We start from the raw sequence: 15,014 nt of genomic DNA, 5'->3' as shown, positions 1-15,014 counted from the left end.
GCCCGATGTGCGCGGCGCCCGATGCCTGAACCAGGGTGCCGCAACGGTTGCAACAGAAGTTACGCGGCGGCTTTTTCCTGCGCCAGCGCCACTTCCAGCGCCTCGATGAAGGTGGCGTTCTCTTCGCGCAGCCCGATGCTGATGCGCAGCCATTGCGGCAGGCCGTAGTTGCTGACCGGACGCACGATCACCCCTTGCTTGAGCAACGCAATGTTCACGCGTGCACCAGCACTGTTGTCGTTACCCACGCGCACCAGCACGAAGTTGCCCGACGACGGCACGTACTGCAGGCCGAGACGATCGAAGGCTTCAGTCAGTTGCGCGTAGCCCGCAGCGTTCAGCTCAGCCGATTGGCGCAGGAATTCCGCATCATTGAGCGCGGCCACCGCTGCGGCCTGCGCCAAGCTGTTCACATTGAACGGTTGGCGAATGCGGTTAAGCAGATCGGTCAACTGCGGTTGTGCGATGCCGTAGCCCACCCGCAAGCCAGCCAGCCCATAGGCCTTTGAGAACGTGCGCGACACCAGCAGGTTCGGATACTGACGCACCCATGCCGTCGAGTCGTACTGCTGTTCGGGCTTGAGGAATTCGTTGTAGGCCTCGTCCAGCACAACCACGGCGGTCGGCGGCACCTTGGCCAGAAACGCAGCGATTTCACTGGCCGACAGGAACGTGCCAGTCGGATTGTTCGGATTAGCGATGTAGATCAAACGCGAGTCCGGCGTGATGGCCGCAGCCATCGCGTCGAGGTCGTGGCCATAGTCGCGAGCCGGCACTTCAATGGCGTGCGCACCGACTTCCTGAGCCGCCAGCGCATACACGGCAAATGAGTACTGCGCATACATCACGCCCTGCCCCGGTTCCACCAGTGCGCGGGCCGCCAGTTCGAGAATGTCGTTGCTGCCGTTGCCCAGCGTGATCCACGCTTCGGGCACGCCAAACTTGGCATGCAGTGCGGCCTTCAGGCTGAAGCCGTTGGCATCCGGATAGCGCGCCAGCTCGTCAATGGCGGCTGCCATCGCGCTTTTAGCTGATTGCGGCATACCAAGCGGGTTCTCATTCGACGCCAGCTTGACGATGCGCGCGGCATCCAAGCCGAACTCGCGTGCTACTTCGGAAATCGGCTTGCCGGCCACATAGGGGGCGATGGCGCGGACATACGCCGGGCCGAACTGCAAAGACATGGGGTGCTCCTTTGGTATCAGCGCCCCGCCCATGCGAGGCGCGCTTTTGAATCCCTCGGGAGCGCTGCAAACCAGCGCTGGCTTGCCTCGTCCCCGTTAGCGTGCCGAGGGGTAGGACCCCAGCACTTTGAAATACGCTGCGTCATGACGCAGCTTCTCCAGCGCGCGCGCTACTTGCGGATCACGCTGGTGGCCTTCCACATCGACGTAGAAGTAGTACTCCCACGCACCGCTGCGCGCCGGACGCGATTCGAAACGGCACATCGACACGCCGTTCTCCGCGAGCGGCGCCAGCAGCTTGTAGACTGCGCCGGCCTCGTTCGGCACCGACAGAATCAGCGACGTCTGATCACGCCCGCTCGGCTCCGTCTCATAGTTGCCAATGACGACGAAACGCGTGCGGTTATGCGGATCGTCTTCGACGTTGGCGCGCACCACATGCAGGCCGTAGCGGTTGGCCGCCTGCACACTTGCCAGCGCGGCAACCATTTCGTCTTCACCCGCCATACGAGCAGCCTCGGCGTTGCTCGACACGGCCTCGCGTGGCAGGTTCGGATAGTTCGTGTTCAACCACCGTTGGCACTGCGCCAGCGCCTGCGCATGCGCGCGCACCACCTTCACTTGCGACATGTCGCCAGTCTTGTGCAACAGATTGTGGTGCACACGCAGCGCAATCTCACCGCTGATCTTCAGCGATGTCTGCAAGAACAGATCGAGCGTGCGCGACACCACGCCCTCCGTCGAATTCTCAACCGGCACCACACCGCAATCGACCGTGCCGGATTCCGCCGCACGGAACACCTCGTCAATGCTCGGACAAGGCATCGGCTGGATCTCATGACCGAAATGCGCGATCACCGCCTGCTCCGAGAACGTGCCCGCCGGGCCCAGGTAACCGATGCGCAGCGCCTGCTCCAGGCCGCGACACGCAGACATCACCTCACGCCAGATGGCAGCGATGCTCTCATCATGTAGCGGACCCGCATTGCTCGACTGCATCTTGCGGATCACCTGCAGCTCGCGGTCCGGCCGGAACGCAGGCGACGAATAGCGCTTCTTTACCTCGCCCACTTCCTGCGCCACCTTGGCGCGGTCGGAGAGCAGCGTGAGCAATTGGTTATCAATGGCGTCGATCTGCGTGCGCAACGGCGCCAACTCCGCCGCCAGTGCGGCGTCCTTGTTTTGCTTCGTATCGTCTGACTGACTGGTCATTGTAGGAATCGGGTTCGGCAATGGATTGCAAATTGCCGCGCGAAGCAGGCGCTTCGCGCAATGTTCTGCCGTGGTTGGGCGAATGCCTTAGGCGGACGCCCGCTCAAAGTCACGCATGAAGTCGACCAGCGCTTCCACACCTTCCAGCGGCATCGCGTTGTAGATGCTCGCCCGCATGCCGCCCACGGACTTGTGGCCCTTGAGTTGCACCAGCCCGCGCGCGCGCGCCTGCGTGAGGAACGCCTCGTTGCGGGACTCGTCGTTGAGGAAGAAGGGTACGTTCATGCGCGAACGGCTCGTCGGATGGATTTCGTTGCGGTAGAAGCTGCTCGCGTCGATAAAGTCGTACAGCATCTTCGACTTGACGATGTTTCGCGTCTCCAGCGCTTCAACACCGCCCTGGCGCTTGATCCACTGGAACACAAGCCCAGCGATGTAGATCGCGTACGTGGGCGGTGTGTTGTACATCGAGCCGTTCTCGGCCACGAGGCGCCAGTTGAATGCCGACGGGCACAGCGGGTGTGCATGGCCCAGCAAGTCCTTGCGGACGATGGCGATCGTCAGGCCGGCGGGGCCGATGTTCTTCTGCGCGCCACCATACAGAACCTGATAGCCATCCCAGTCGATCGGGCGGGAGAGAATGTGGCTCGACACGTCAGCCACCACCACACGCCCATGCGCTTGACCGACGTCGGGCGTCTCCTGGTATTCCACGCCGACGATGGTCTCGTTCGTGCACAGGTGCACGTAGGCCGCGTCATCCGAGAGATTCCAGCTCGATACGTCCGGAATCTTGTGGAAACGCTCGGCCTCGCTGGTGGCGGCGATGTTCACCTCACCGTACTTGCGCGCTTCCTGCTGAGACTTTACCGACCACGTGCCAGTGACAACGTAGTCCGCCTTGGGCGCATCGACGGATAGACGGCGCATCAGGTTCAGCGGAACGATGGCGTTTTCAGCAATCGCACCGCCCTGCAGGAACAGGATCTCGTAGTGATCCGGCACCGCCAGCAGTTCACGCAAATCCGCAAAGGCCTGCGCAAGAATGCTTTCGAATTCGCGGCCGCGATGGCTCATCTCCATCACGCTCATGCCGCTGCCCTGCCAGGAGAGCATCTCTTCCGCCGCCTGCTGCAGCACCTCGGCCGGCAGCACGGCTGGCCCTGCCGAAAAGTTATAGACACGTGCCTGGCTGGCTTGGATGGCGAGATCGGCTTGGCTCATGAGAGGGAGGCAAAAGAAAAATGGCTGTCTGGGCGCGAACCCAAACAGCCATTATCTACCAACTGGCGGCGCGACGGGGATTGCGCCCCGCTCGTCCACCTATATCGTCGATAGTGCGCTCAATTACTTCGCTGCAGCAGCGACTTCCTTGTCAGCCATGTCGCGCATTGCCTTGCCGACTTGCGGACCGTACTTCTGCATCACGTTGCCCCACACTTCCTGCATGGCCTTGCCTTGGTTAGCCATGAACTTCTGGCCGCTCGGCGTTTTCAGGAACGTGGTCAGATCCTTGATTTCCTGGGTCGAGTAGTACTTGCCCAGCGAATCGTAGTGAGCCTGCAGAGCATCCTTGCGGAAGGCATCCGTTTCGAACGCCTTGCCGGCGCCGTCGGTCATGCGCTGCACGGCGCCGTTCTTCTTCAGCTTGTCGACAGCAGCCTGCTTTTGCTTGTCGTTCAGCGACTTGTTCTCGACCAGCGATTGCTCCAGCACCAGCGGGGCTTCTTGCTTGGCGCCGTTTTCCAGCACTTCACCCTGACCCTTGATGGCTGCGTCAACATTCATCGTCGTCAGCAGTTCCTTGATGGCAGCCGTCTTGTCTGCATCGCCGCCAGCTTGGGCGAACGCAAACAGCGGAGCGAAACCAGCCACCACGATCAGATGTTTGAGTTTGAGACTCTTGTGCATTGTTGCTCCCTTGAGATAAGCGTTGCGTTTAGGCCGGAGCGTGACGCATAAGTTCCAGCCCTTGCCGCGCACAGGTCCGGCATCATGACCAGAACTGCGCGCAACGGCAAGCAAAAGTTGTTTCCAATTATGACTCGGCGCTGTCATCCGACTGTGCATCGGCGTCCGGTGCGGAATCCGGCGCCTCCACACTTTCATCACCTTCCGCGTCGGACTCCACGACACGCTGCAGACCGGACAGCTTGTTGCCCTCACCCACATTGATGAGCGTGACGCCTTGCGTGGCTCGACCCATTTCGCGGATCTCATCCACACGCGTGCGGATCAGCACGCCACCGGTGGTGATCAGCATGATCTCGTCTTCCGGCGCCACCAGCGCGGCAGCCACCACCTTGCCGTTCCGCTCGGAGGTCTGGATGGCGATCATGCCTTTGGTACCGCGACCGTGACGGGTGTACTCCGAGATCGGAGTACGCTTGCCGTAACCGTTTTCGGTGGCGGTCAACACGCTACCGACGCTCGCTTGCACACCCTCGCCTTCGGTTTCGGTTTCAGCCGGCGCCACCAGCATGGCGATCACCTGCTGGTTCTCCTCCAGGTTCATACCGCGCACGCCACGCGCCTGGCGCCCCATCGGACGCACGTCGTTCTCATCAAAACGAACCGCCTTGCCTGCATCCGAGAACAGCATCACGTCGTGCTGACCATCGGTAATGGCAGCGCCGATCAGGAAGTCTCCCTCATCCAGGTCCACAGCGATGATGCCGGCCTTGCGCGGGTTCGAGAAATCGGTCAGCGCCGTCTTCTTAACCGTGCCCTTGGAGGTGGTCATGAACACGAAATGCTGCTCATCGAACTGCTTGACCGGCAGGATCACGTTGATCTTCTCGCCCGGCGACAGCGGGAACATATTGACGATCGGTCGGCCGCGCGAGTTACGGCTGCCCGCCGGCACTTCCCACACCTTCAGCCAGTACAGACGGCCACGGTTCGAGAAGCAGAGGATGTAATCGTGCGTGTTGGCGACAAATAGCGTGTCGATCCAGTCATCTTCCTTGGTGGCTGCGGCCTGCTTGCCACGACCACCACGCTTCTGCGCACGGTACTCGGAAATCGGCTGGCTCTTCATATAACCGCTGTGGGACAACGTCACCACCAGATCTTGCGGCGTAATGAGGTCTTCTGTATCCAACTCGGTTGCATTGTGCTCGATCTGCGAGCGGCGCTCATCACCAAACTCCGCGCGGATGGCGGTGAGTTCCTCGACGATGATGGCAGTAATGCGCTCCGGACGCGCCAGGATGTCCAGCAGATCGGCGATCTGCGCCATCACTTCGCGGTATTCCTGGACGATTTTGTCCTGCTCCAGCCCGGTGAGGCGTTGCAGGCGCATCTGCAGGATTTCCTGCGCTTGCGTGTCCGACAGCTTGTACAGGCCGTCACCCTGCATGCCGAACGCCGGCAGCAAACCTTCCGGACGGTAAGCGTCGCGGCCACCCGCGGTTTCGCCCTCGGCACGCGACAACATCTCGCGCACCAGGCCCGAATCCCAACTGCGGCTCATCAACTCGGCCTTCGCAACCGGCGGCGTCGGCGCAGCCTTGATGATGGCGATGAACTCGTCGATGTTGGCCAGTGCGACAGCCAGACCTTCCAGAATGTGGCCACGTTCGCGCGCCTTGCGCAGATCGAACACGGTGCGGCGCGTCACCACCTCGCGGCGGTGCAGCAGGAAGCACTCCAGCATCTGGCGCAGGTTCAGCAGGCGCGGCTGGCCATCGACCAGCGCCACCATGTTCATGCCGAAGGTGTCTTGCAGCTGCGTATTCTTATAGAGGTTGTTGAGCACAACCTCCGGCACTTCACCACGCTTGAGTTCGATCACCACGCGCATGCCGGACTTGTCCGACTCGTCGCGGATGTCGGAGATGCCCTCGATGCGCTTTTCCGTTACCAGCTCGGCAATGCGCTCAAGCAGCGTGCGCTTGTTAACTTGATAGGGCAGTTCGTCGACGATGATCGACTGGCGCTGACCACGGTCGATATCTTCAAAGTGCGTCTTGGCGCGCATCACCACGCGGCCACGGCCGGTGCGATAGCCCTCGCGCACGCCCGAGATGCCGTAGATGATGCCGGCCGTCGGAAAATCCGGCGCCGGGATCAGCTCGATCAGCTCATCAACCGTTGCCTCCGGATTGTTCAGCAGATGCAAGCAACCGTCGACAATCTCATTCAGGTTATGCGGCGGAATGTTGGTCGCCATACCGACCGCGATCCCGGACGAACCGTTGACCAGCAGGTTCGGGATGCGCGCCGGCAGGACCGAAGGCTCGCTTTCGCTGCCGTCGTAGTTCGGCTCGAAATTGACGGTTTCCTTGTCGAGGTCGGCCAACAGTTCATGGGCGATCTTCGACAGGCGGATTTCGGTGTAACGCATCGCCGCGGCGTTGTCGCCGTCGACCGAGCCGAAGTTGCCCTGGCCATCAACCAGCATGTAGCGCAGGGAGAAATCCTGCGCCATCCGCACGATGGTGTCGTATACAGCAGTGTCGCCGTGAGGGTGATACTTACCGATCACATCCCCGACGATACGTGCGGACTTCTTATAGGGACGGTTCCAGTCGTTGTTCAGTTCGTGCATCGAATACAGCGCACGGCGATGCACCGGCTTGAGACCATCCCGTACATCTGGAAGGGCGCGGCCCACGATCACGCTCATGGCGTAAGCGAGGTACGAACTGCGCATTTCCTCTTCGAGCGATACCGGGAGTGTCTCTTTGGCGAATTGATCCATTGGGCGAACGGTGAGAGGCCCCGTAGCGATCACTACGAAGCACTGCGGTTGCGCGAATAACAGAACATTTTACCATGCCGCAAGCCCCCTCCCCTCATGCGGGCGAGCGACGCATCCTCAACCTCGGGCACGCTCCCTGCGAAGTCGGACAAAACCCGCGACCCAGTCCCCACAAGGGTTTGCGAGCAGTTTCCTGCCTTGTTGCGTACACACCACAAGGCCGTGGTGCCCCGTTCGAATCGCTTATATTTGCTTTTTAGGAGTGCGTGCTTGTGGCACAATCCCCCAGCGAAGAGGCAGACATTGTTCGAAGTGGAGCCTTCACCACACCGAGAATGTTATACTCCGAAGAATGTATGACTTGTTTTCGTCCCATCTGCTCGCAGTCTTCTGCGGTGATCTCATCCTGAGAGGAGAAATATGAAAAAATTTGCCAAGCTCGCGTTCGCTGCAGCTGCGGTAGCCATGGCTGCGTCCGCTTACGCTCAGTCGGTGCCCTACGAAAAGAAGGCCGTCAACGACAACTGGGGTAACGGCACGAGCGAGTGGGTCTGGAAGAACGGCACGAACGAACTGTGCTGGCGCAATGGCTTCTGGACGCCGGCAACTGCCAACGCTCAGTGCGACGGCGCTCTGGCTCCGGCAGCTGCTCCGACGGCCGCTCCGGCTACCCCGGCTGCTCCGGTTGTGTCGAGCGAGAAGGTTACGTTCGCTGCTGACACGCTGTTCGACTTCGACAAGGCTGTGCTGAAGCCGGAAGGCAAGGCTAAGCTGGACGACCTGGTCTCGAAGCTGCAAGGCATCAACCTGGAAGTCGTGATCGCCGTTGGCCACACCGACTCGTTCGGCTCGGACAAGTACAACGACCGCCTGTCGGTCCGTCGTGCTGAAGCCGTCAAGGGCTACCTGGTCAGCAAGGGCATCGAAGCCAACCGTGTTTACACGGAAGGCAAGGGCAAGCGCCAGCTGAAGGTTGATCCGAAGTCGTGCAAGGGCGCTCGCAAGGCACAAATCGCCTGCCAGCAACCGAACCGCCGCGTTGACGTTGAAGTGGTCGGCACGCGCAAGTAATTCGGTTTCGACCGAAGGAAAAAGCCCAGCGAAAGCTGGGCTTTTTTTTTGCCTGCACACCTAGCGTTCAGCTTGGCTGGCTTATCGATCTGCGGATGACCAAGGCAGCAAAAAAGCGGTGACGCTCATGCCCCCGCCTTTTCATGCTCCAAGGTCCGGAACCCCGCTCGCCCTTCTCTATTAGTAAGATGGCGTTGCCTGGTCGTTGGCGACCATGGCGCGATCACCCACGCGCAGGTTGTTCGGGTTTTGCTGCGTGACGGTAGCGACACGGCCATCGTCCAGACGCACGCTGATGCGGTACACGGTTTGTCCGCCCGCAGCTGCACGCTGCTCAACTTGGTTACCCGCATAGGCGCCAAGTGCAGCACCGCCGATCGTCGCCACCGTGTTGCCTGTACCGCCGCCAACTTGGTGACCCAGGATACCGCCCGCCACACCGCCGATGATCGTGCCCAGGATGCCCGGGCTGTTAACCGGTGCTTGCATCGGCTGGATCGATTCGACCCGGCCGTACAATGCGCCCGGCTGCTGTTGTGGCTGACCGCCGTATGCTGGGGGCGGCGCATACCCACCGCCACCACCGTAGCCGCCACCATATCCACCACCGTACCCCGGTGCGGCGCAGCCCGCCAGCACCGTCAAGCCCACAACACCGAGCCCCGCCAGAATTCGTTTGGATTTCATTGATCTCTCCTTGAAGGAAGGTGTCGATTGGAGAAAACGCATGCGCGTTCGTTCACCTTTGTTTCAATGTGAAACCTTTTTTCCGGCGCGCCTGATTTGGTCGAGACGGCGCTTTTTGGTACATTTCCTCACCTAGCCGTTATGCCCAGGCGCAGCGCAACATGACTACCACTCACGCGAACGCCGATCCCGGCGAACTCGAAAAATTCAGCGAACTCGCCCACCGGTGGTGGGACCCGAACAGCGAGTTCAAACCCCTGCACGAAATCAATCCGCTGCGCCTCGACTGGATTCAATCCATCGCGCCGCTGGCGGGCAAGCGCGTTGTCGACATTGGTTGCGGCGGCGGCATCCTATCTGAAAGCATGGCGCGTGCTGGGGCGAACGTCAAAGGCATTGATCTGTCACGCAAAGCATTGCGGGTTGCCGATCTGCACAGTCTGGAAGCGGGCGTTGCCGTCGATTATGAAGAGATCGCAGCAGAAGCGCTCGCAGCACGTGAGCCCAGCAGTTACGACGTCGTGACTTGCATGGAGATGCTCGAACATGTGCCCGATCCGTCGTCGGTTGTGCGCGCTTGCGCGACCTTGGTCAAACCGGGCGGTCACGTGTTCTTTTCGACCATCCATCGCAATGCCAAGGCCTACCTGCTGGCGGTAATCGGCGCGGAATACGTGCTGAACATGCTGCCGCGCGGCACGCATGACTACGCCAAGTTCATCCGCCCGTCGGAGCTTGCCTCGTTCGCACGCCTGGCAGGTTTGCAGCCTGAGCAGATGCGTGGGCTGGAATACAACCCGGTCACCGGGCGCTACACCCTGACCCAAGACACCAGCGTCAACTATCTGATGGCCACGCGTCGTCCGGGCAACGCATGACAGCGGGCAAATTTCCGGCTCCGCTGGGCGCGGTGCTGTTCGACCTTGACGGCACGCTGGCCGACACTGCGCCAGACTTGGCGGCCGCAGCCAACAAGGTGCGCACGGACCGCGGCCTGGAGCCGCTGGCCTACGAGGCACTGCGCCCCGTCGCCTCACATGGCGCGCGCGGGCTGCTCGGCGTGGCCTTCGGCATCGGGCCGGAGGATGTGGAATTCGAATCGCTGCGATTGGCCTTCCTCGCCAACTACGAGGCAGAGATCTGCGTGCGCACGGCGCTGTTCCCAGGCATGGCAGACGTGCTGGCTGAACTCGGCCGCGCGGGCATCCCCTGGGGCATCGTCACCAACAAGGCGGGCCGGCTGACCGTGCCCTTGGTGGCCCAGCTGACGTTTCCGGTGCCGCCGGCATGCGTTGTCGCCGGGGATACGACGCCACACGCCAAGCCCCACCCTGCCCCGCTGTTGCATGCGGCCGAATCCATCGGCGTGGATGCGCGGCAGATCGTCTACGTGGGCGACGACGTACGCGACATCGAAGCCGGCCGTGCCGCCGGCATGCCTACTATTGCTGCCAGTTACGGCTATTGTGGTAATGGGCCGCCGCCCTCGGAATGGCGCGCAGATGCGTTGATCGCCAACGCCGCCGAGCTGATTCCGCTGCTGCTCGCATCGCAACGCACATAAGCGCGGCGCCAGGGCCGACGCCAGGCACCTTTCAGGACCGCCGCCTTCCGCACGGAACGCGGCGGTCAACCGACTGACGAAGTACGCCACACCGTGGCCGGACCGACACCAGCATGAGCACCTCCCCCGACTCGCGTCCCGACCTGCAATCAAAGCCCAATGACTGGCGCGCACGGCTTGATCGTGTGCGCGGCACAGCCGGCTGGCAACGCGCCGCACAGGTTGGTACGTCGCGGCGCACCAAGCGTATCGGGTTGGGTGTACTCATCTTCCTGGTGATGTTCGGCCTGCTGGGTGCTCTGGGCGGACCGCCGCTGCTGCACCACCTGGCCGAGACGCAGTTGAGCAAGGTCCTGGAGCGGCCGGTCACGGTCGGCAAGATCAGCATCAATCCGTACACACTGCGGCTCGATGTCGACCAGCTCCACATCGCCGAGCGCGACGGCAAGACGCCATTCGTGGACGTCGGCCACCTCCACGTGAATGCCTCGTGGAGTTCGATCTTCCGCCGTGCCCCCGTCATCGAAGAACTGCGTATCGATGCGCCGCGCGTGCACATCGTGCGTACCGCCGAACAGCGCTTCAACTTCTCCGATGTCGTCGACAGGCTCACTGCGCCGGAGAACCCGCCCAAGCCGAAATCGACCGAACCGGCGCGCTTCGTGTTTGCCAACCTGCAGTTGACCAACGGCGCGATCGAGTTTGTCGATCAACCGCTGGGCGCGCAGCACAAGGTGGACAACCTGCAGATCGGCGTGCCCTTCCTGGCGAGCCTGCCGGCCGACGTGAACATCTTCGTGCAACCCCTGCTGGCAGCGCGCATCGATGGTGCTCCGCTCCACTTCACGGGTCAGACCAAGCCGTTTGCCGATTCACTGGAATCGAACTTGAACATCAAGCTCGACGGTCTGGAACTGCCCCGCTACCTCGGCTATGTGCCCGGCCCGCTGCCGGTGGCCGTGCCGCAGGGCAAACTGACGACCGACCTGACGATCGACTTCCAGAAGCCGAAAACCGGCGCTCCGGTGCTGCGCGTGCACGGGACCGCCGGCCTCGACAACCTGGAAGTAACCGACGCCAAGAAGGCTCCGCTGGTGGCCGCCAAACAGGTGCGCGCAACGCTGACCGACGTGCGCCCGCTAGACAACGTATTCCACCTGGACGCACTGACGCTCGACGGCGTACGCGTGGATGCAGTGCGTGCTGCCGATGGGTCGATCAACTTCGCGCAACTGGGCGGCAAGCCAGCACCGGCGGAGGCCAAGCCTGCCGCACCGGAGCCCACTGCCAACCCGAAACCTCTGGACGTTGTCATCAGCAAACTGCAGTTGGCCAACAGCACCGTGCACTGGCGCGATGCCACCACACAGCCGGCGGCGGACCTCGCGCTGGAAGACCTGCATGGCGACGTGGCCGTACGCACGTTGGGGGGCCCGATCACGTTTGACGTGGGGACCAAGCTGTCTCAAGGCGGCACGCTCAACCTCAAAGGCAACACCTCGCTGGAGAAAAGCAATGGCGAGTTGGAACTGAAGCTCGACGGCGTGAAGCTGGTCGGCATCGGGCCGTATCTACGCCAGGCAGGCGCACCGCAATTGCAAAACGGTGCGCTGTCGGCGGAAGGCAAGGTCGCGCTCGACTTCGGCGCCGACAAGTTCAACGTGCGCGCAGAACCGCTGACGGCCAGCCTGGCGGATCTGTCGATGGCGCCACCCGCGGGCAAGGACACGGCGCTGCGCGCCAAGCTGCTGCGCGCCGACGTGAAAAGCTTCGACCTGGCAGCCCGTACGATCGCCCTGAACGAAGTGCGTGCGGATGGCCTGCAACTCGATGCGCTGCGCAAGAAGGACGGTGCGACCACGCTGACGCTGCTCGACGGCGCACCACCCGCCGCCGCTAAACCCGCCGCTGCCGCGGCCAAGTCCAAACCGAGTGCACCGGCCGAGAAGCCCTGGGCCGTGACCGTACAGACGTTCAAGCTGGACAACGGCGCGGTCGGCTTTGAAGACCAGACCAACTCACACCCGGTGAAGGTGCGCGTTGAACCGCTGAACGTGGTCGTGCAAAACGCATCGACTGATCTCGGTAAGCCGGTCAACGTGCAGATTGGCGCCGGGCTGGGCAGCAAGGGCAAACTGGATGTGCGCGGCGACGTGGTGCCGCAGCCGCTCAAGGCCGACCTGCGCGTGAACACGCAGAATCTGTCGCTGGCGGGCTTCGATCCATACATCGACAAGACGTTGAATGCAGCCATCACCAGCGCGCTGCTGACAATGGACGGCCGCCTGGTGCTCAACCAGGGCAAGGCGCTGACGGTCAGCTACCAGGGCAACGCGACGCTGGGCAACGTGCGCTTGCAGGATCGTGTGACTTCTGACGACTTCCTGCGCTGGCGCTCGCTGGCACTCAACCGCATCCAGGCCAACTACGACGGCAATACGCCGCGTGTGCGGGTGGGTGCGGTGGCGCTGTCGACGTTCTATGCGCGGATCATCATCAACCCGAACGGGCGCCTGAACCTGCAGGACATCCGCGTGCAGTCGGATGAGGAGCGCCGCTCGCTCACGCAGGCGCAGCCCGCCTCGGCTTCGGCCCCTGCTGCCGCCCCCGTCGTCAGTGCGCCGGTGGCCGTAGCTGCCGCCTCAGCACCGGTGGCCGCACCTGCGTCGGCCGTGGCAGCCACGGCACCCAAGTCTGGTGGTGCCGATTTGCGCATCGATGCCATCACGCTGCAAGACGGCAACATCCGCTTTACCGACAACTTCGTCAAACCCAACTACACCGCCAACCTGACGGCCATTGGCGGCTCGATAGGCACCATCAGCACGGCCGCTAACCAGCCACCCGCCGACGTGGCCTTGCGCGGCAGTGTCGACGGCACTGCGCCAGTCGACATCCACGGCAAGATCAACCCGCTCGCACCCACCGCCTTTGTTGACCTGTCAGCCAAGGCCGACGGCGTGGAACTGACCAACCTGACGCCCTACTCCGCCAAGTACGCCGGCTACCCGATCACCAAGGGCAAGCTGACGATGGATCTGCACTACCTGCTGGACCAGAAGAAGCTGACCGCGGACAACCACATCTTCATCGATCAACTCACTTTCGGCGATCGCGTGGAGAGCAAGGATGCGACCAACCTGCCCGTGCGACTGGCGGTGGCGCTGCTCAAGAACTCGCGCGGTGAGATCGACGTGCACTTGCCGGTGTCGGGCTCGCTCGATGATCCGCAGTTCAGCGTCGGCGGCATCGTCATACGTGCACTAGTCAACCTGATCGTGCGTGCGGTGACAGCACCGTTCTCGCTGCTGGCCAGCGCCTTCGGCGGTGCCGGTGGTGAAGAACTCGGCTATATCGAGTTCGATCCGGGCACGTCGGTCATCGGCCCGGCGTCGATCGCAAAGCTGGACAAGTTGGCGACCGCGCTCAAGGACCGCCCGGCGCTCAAACTCGACATTGTCGGCCGCGTCGACCCGGAATTCGACCGTGACGGCCTGCGCCGCGAAGCGGTGAACCGCCAGATTCGCGAGCAGAAACTCAAGGACGCCGGCGATGCCGCAGAGGCCGACACCACCGTCAAACCGGAAGAAGAGAACAAGTACCTGGAGCGTGCCTACAAGGCCGCCAAGTTCCCGAAGCCGCGCAACATGATCGGCCTGGCGAAATCGCTGCCACCGGAAGAAATGCGCAAGCTGATGGAAACCAACGTGCAGGTGACGGATGCGGACCTGCGAGAACTCGCCCAGCGCCGCGCCAACGCCGTGCATGTGGCGCTGGCCGAACGTGTGGATCCTGGACGTCTCTTTGTGGTGGCGCCTAAGCTCAACGCCGAGGGTATCAAGGACAAAGGCAAGACCACCCGGGTTGATTTCGCGCTGAAGTAGCCCATCTATGGGATAATCACGTTTCTTCTCTGGGGCCGACCTGGTTTCGACGTGGGTTGCGAAGCAGCGGAGGGCATACCGAGGACCCGTCACCTCGTTAATCAATGGGAATGCAATAACTGCTAACGACGAACGTTACGCACTGGCAGCCTAAGGGCCGCCGTCCTCGCACTGGCTCGCTGACGGGCTAGGGTCGCAAGACTAGCGAGGTCATTTACGTCAGATAAGCTTTAGGTGAGTCACGGGCCTAGAGACGAAAACCTAGTGAATCGCCGTCGTAGAGCGTGTTCGTCCGCGATGCGGCGGTTAAATCAAATGACAGAACTAAGTATGTAGAACTCTCTGTGGAGGGCTTGCGGACGCGGGTTCGATTCCCGCCGGCTCCACCAAATACCGCACTCAAACGTCTCCGACGTTTGGCAACGAAACCCCGCTGGGCTTGGCTCTGCGGGGTTTTTTGTTGCTCTGCTCACAGCAGCCGATATCCCTTCCCGCGTCACACGCGGCCCGCCATTTCCCTGCCCTCTTACTGTTCACGCAATGCGGACGGTGCTTGCGAGTCGCTTACGAATTGCTGGTAATACGCCAACGAAATTTCACATGGCATCAATAGCCTGCGTCCTGCCGCTACGCCAAGGGGGGGCGAATGCGCTCATGCCATGCGCGCTTGGTCGACGGCGGCGACATCCTTTCACCCGAACATAAGT

10 protein-coding genes and 1 other RNA gene are annotated in these 15,014 nt (G+C 62.0%); 5 read left to right on the top strand and 6 right to left on the bottom strand.

All coding sequences use genetic code 11. The annotated features are described in order from the left end of the window. Positions 1–59 precede the first annotated feature (59 nt). The 5 genes from hisC to gyrA all read right to left on the bottom strand — a co-directional run bounded on the left by hisC (position 60) and on the right by gyrA (position 7,101). Complete coding sequence (hisC, locus tag R2N11_RS06540) at positions 60–1,184, bottom strand: histidinol-phosphate transaminase (protein ID WP_316680547.1); 1,125 nt, start codon at positions 1,182–1,184, stop codon at positions 60–62. Between the two features lie 96 nt (positions 1,185–1,280). Then, positions 1,281–2,396, bottom strand: coding sequence for a prephenate dehydratase (gene pheA / locus R2N11_RS06535; RefSeq protein WP_316680546.1), 1,116 nt, complete (start codon positions 2,394–2,396; stop codon positions 1,281–1,283). An 87-nt stretch (positions 2,397–2,483) separates the two neighbouring features. Further along, complete coding sequence (gene serC / locus R2N11_RS06530) at positions 2,484–3,620, bottom strand: 3-phosphoserine/phosphohydroxythreonine transaminase (RefSeq protein WP_316680545.1); 1,137 nt, start codon at positions 3,618–3,620, stop codon at positions 2,484–2,486. Between the two features lie 123 nt (positions 3,621–3,743). Then, the gene (locus tag R2N11_RS06525) at positions 3,744–4,307 is read right to left on the bottom strand and encodes a DUF2059 domain-containing protein (RefSeq protein ID WP_199028560.1); all 564 of its coding nucleotides are present in this window, start codon (positions 4,305–4,307) and stop codon (positions 3,744–3,746) included. A gap of 127 nt (positions 4,308–4,434) precedes the next feature. Next, the gene (gene gyrA / locus R2N11_RS06520) at positions 4,435–7,101 is read right to left on the bottom strand and encodes a DNA gyrase subunit A (protein WP_316680544.1); all 2,667 of its coding nucleotides are present in this window, start codon (positions 7,099–7,101) and stop codon (positions 4,435–4,437) included. A 420-nt stretch (positions 7,102–7,521) separates the two neighbouring features. Here gyrA and ompA point away from each other — a divergent pair, with 420 nt between their 5' ends. Further along, positions 7,522–8,172, top strand: coding sequence for an outer membrane protein OmpA (ompA, locus tag R2N11_RS06515; RefSeq protein WP_199028564.1), 651 nt, complete (start codon positions 7,522–7,524; stop codon positions 8,170–8,172). Between the two features lie 180 nt (positions 8,173–8,352). Here the strand turns inward: ompA and R2N11_RS06510 are convergent, their stop codons facing one another. After that, positions 8,353–8,859, bottom strand: a complete 507-nt coding sequence (locus tag R2N11_RS06510; protein ID WP_199028566.1) for an outer membrane lipoprotein — start codon at positions 8,857–8,859, stop codon at positions 8,353–8,355. 161 nt (positions 8,860–9,020) lie between these two features. Here R2N11_RS06510 and ubiG point away from each other — a divergent pair, with 161 nt between their 5' ends. From ubiG to ssrA, 4 genes are all read left to right on the top strand, one after another. After that, complete coding sequence (gene ubiG / locus R2N11_RS06505; protein ID WP_316680543.1) at positions 9,021–9,737, top strand: bifunctional 2-polyprenyl-6-hydroxyphenol methylase/3-demethylubiquinol 3-O-methyltransferase UbiG; 717 nt, start codon at positions 9,021–9,023, stop codon at positions 9,735–9,737. After that, positions 9,734–10,423: an HAD-IA family hydrolase gene (locus R2N11_RS06500; RefSeq protein ID WP_316680542.1), complete on the top strand. Its 690-nt coding sequence runs from the start codon at positions 9,734–9,736 to the stop codon at positions 10,421–10,423. The genes ubiG and R2N11_RS06500 overlap by 4 nt, the downstream gene beginning before the upstream one ends. 113 nt (positions 10,424–10,536) lie before the next feature. Further along, positions 10,537–14,307, top strand: a complete 3,771-nt coding sequence (locus R2N11_RS06495) for a DUF748 domain-containing protein (protein ID WP_316680541.1) — start codon at positions 10,537–10,539, stop codon at positions 14,305–14,307. A 31-nt stretch (positions 14,308–14,338) separates the two neighbouring features. Continuing rightward, positions 14,339–14,696, top strand: a transfer-messenger RNA (tmRNA) gene (gene ssrA, locus R2N11_RS06490). The last annotated feature ends 318 nt before the right edge of the window (positions 14,697–15,014 follow it).

It is taken from the genome of Ralstonia flaminis, from assembly GCF_958415495.1.
Classification (GTDB): Bacteria; Pseudomonadota; Gammaproteobacteria; order Burkholderiales; family Burkholderiaceae; genus Ralstonia; species Ralstonia flaminis.
This window is presented reverse-complemented; position numbering and strand designations above follow the sequence as displayed.

Coding starts and splice junctions, on each gene's coding strand:
- hisC (WP_316680547.1), bottom strand. CDS start 1,184: ATGTCTTTGCAGTTCGGCCCGGCGTATGTCCGCGCCATCGCCCCCTAT.
- pheA (WP_316680546.1), bottom strand. CDS start 2,396: ATGACCAGTCAGTCAGACGATACGAAGCAAAACAAGGACGCCGCACTG.
- serC (WP_316680545.1), bottom strand. CDS start 3,620: ATGAGCCAAGCCGATCTCGCCATCCAAGCCAGCCAGGCACGTGTCTAT.
- R2N11_RS06525 (WP_199028560.1), bottom strand. CDS start 4,307: ATGCACAAGAGTCTCAAACTCAAACATCTGATCGTGGTGGCTGGTTTC.
- gyrA (WP_316680544.1), bottom strand. CDS start 7,101: ATGGATCAATTCGCCAAAGAGACACTCCCGGTATCGCTCGAAGAGGAA.
- ompA (WP_199028564.1), top strand. CDS start 7,522: ATGAAAAAATTTGCCAAGCTCGCGTTCGCTGCAGCTGCGGTAGCCATG.
- R2N11_RS06510 (WP_199028566.1), bottom strand. CDS start 8,859: ATGAAATCCAAACGAATTCTGGCGGGGCTCGGTGTTGTGGGCTTGACG.
- ubiG (WP_316680543.1), top strand. CDS start 9,021: ATGACTACCACTCACGCGAACGCCGATCCCGGCGAACTCGAAAAATTC.
- R2N11_RS06500 (WP_316680542.1), top strand. CDS start 9,734: ATGACAGCGGGCAAATTTCCGGCTCCGCTGGGCGCGGTGCTGTTCGAC.
- R2N11_RS06495 (WP_316680541.1), top strand. CDS start 10,537: ATGAGCACCTCCCCCGACTCGCGTCCCGACCTGCAATCAAAGCCCAAT.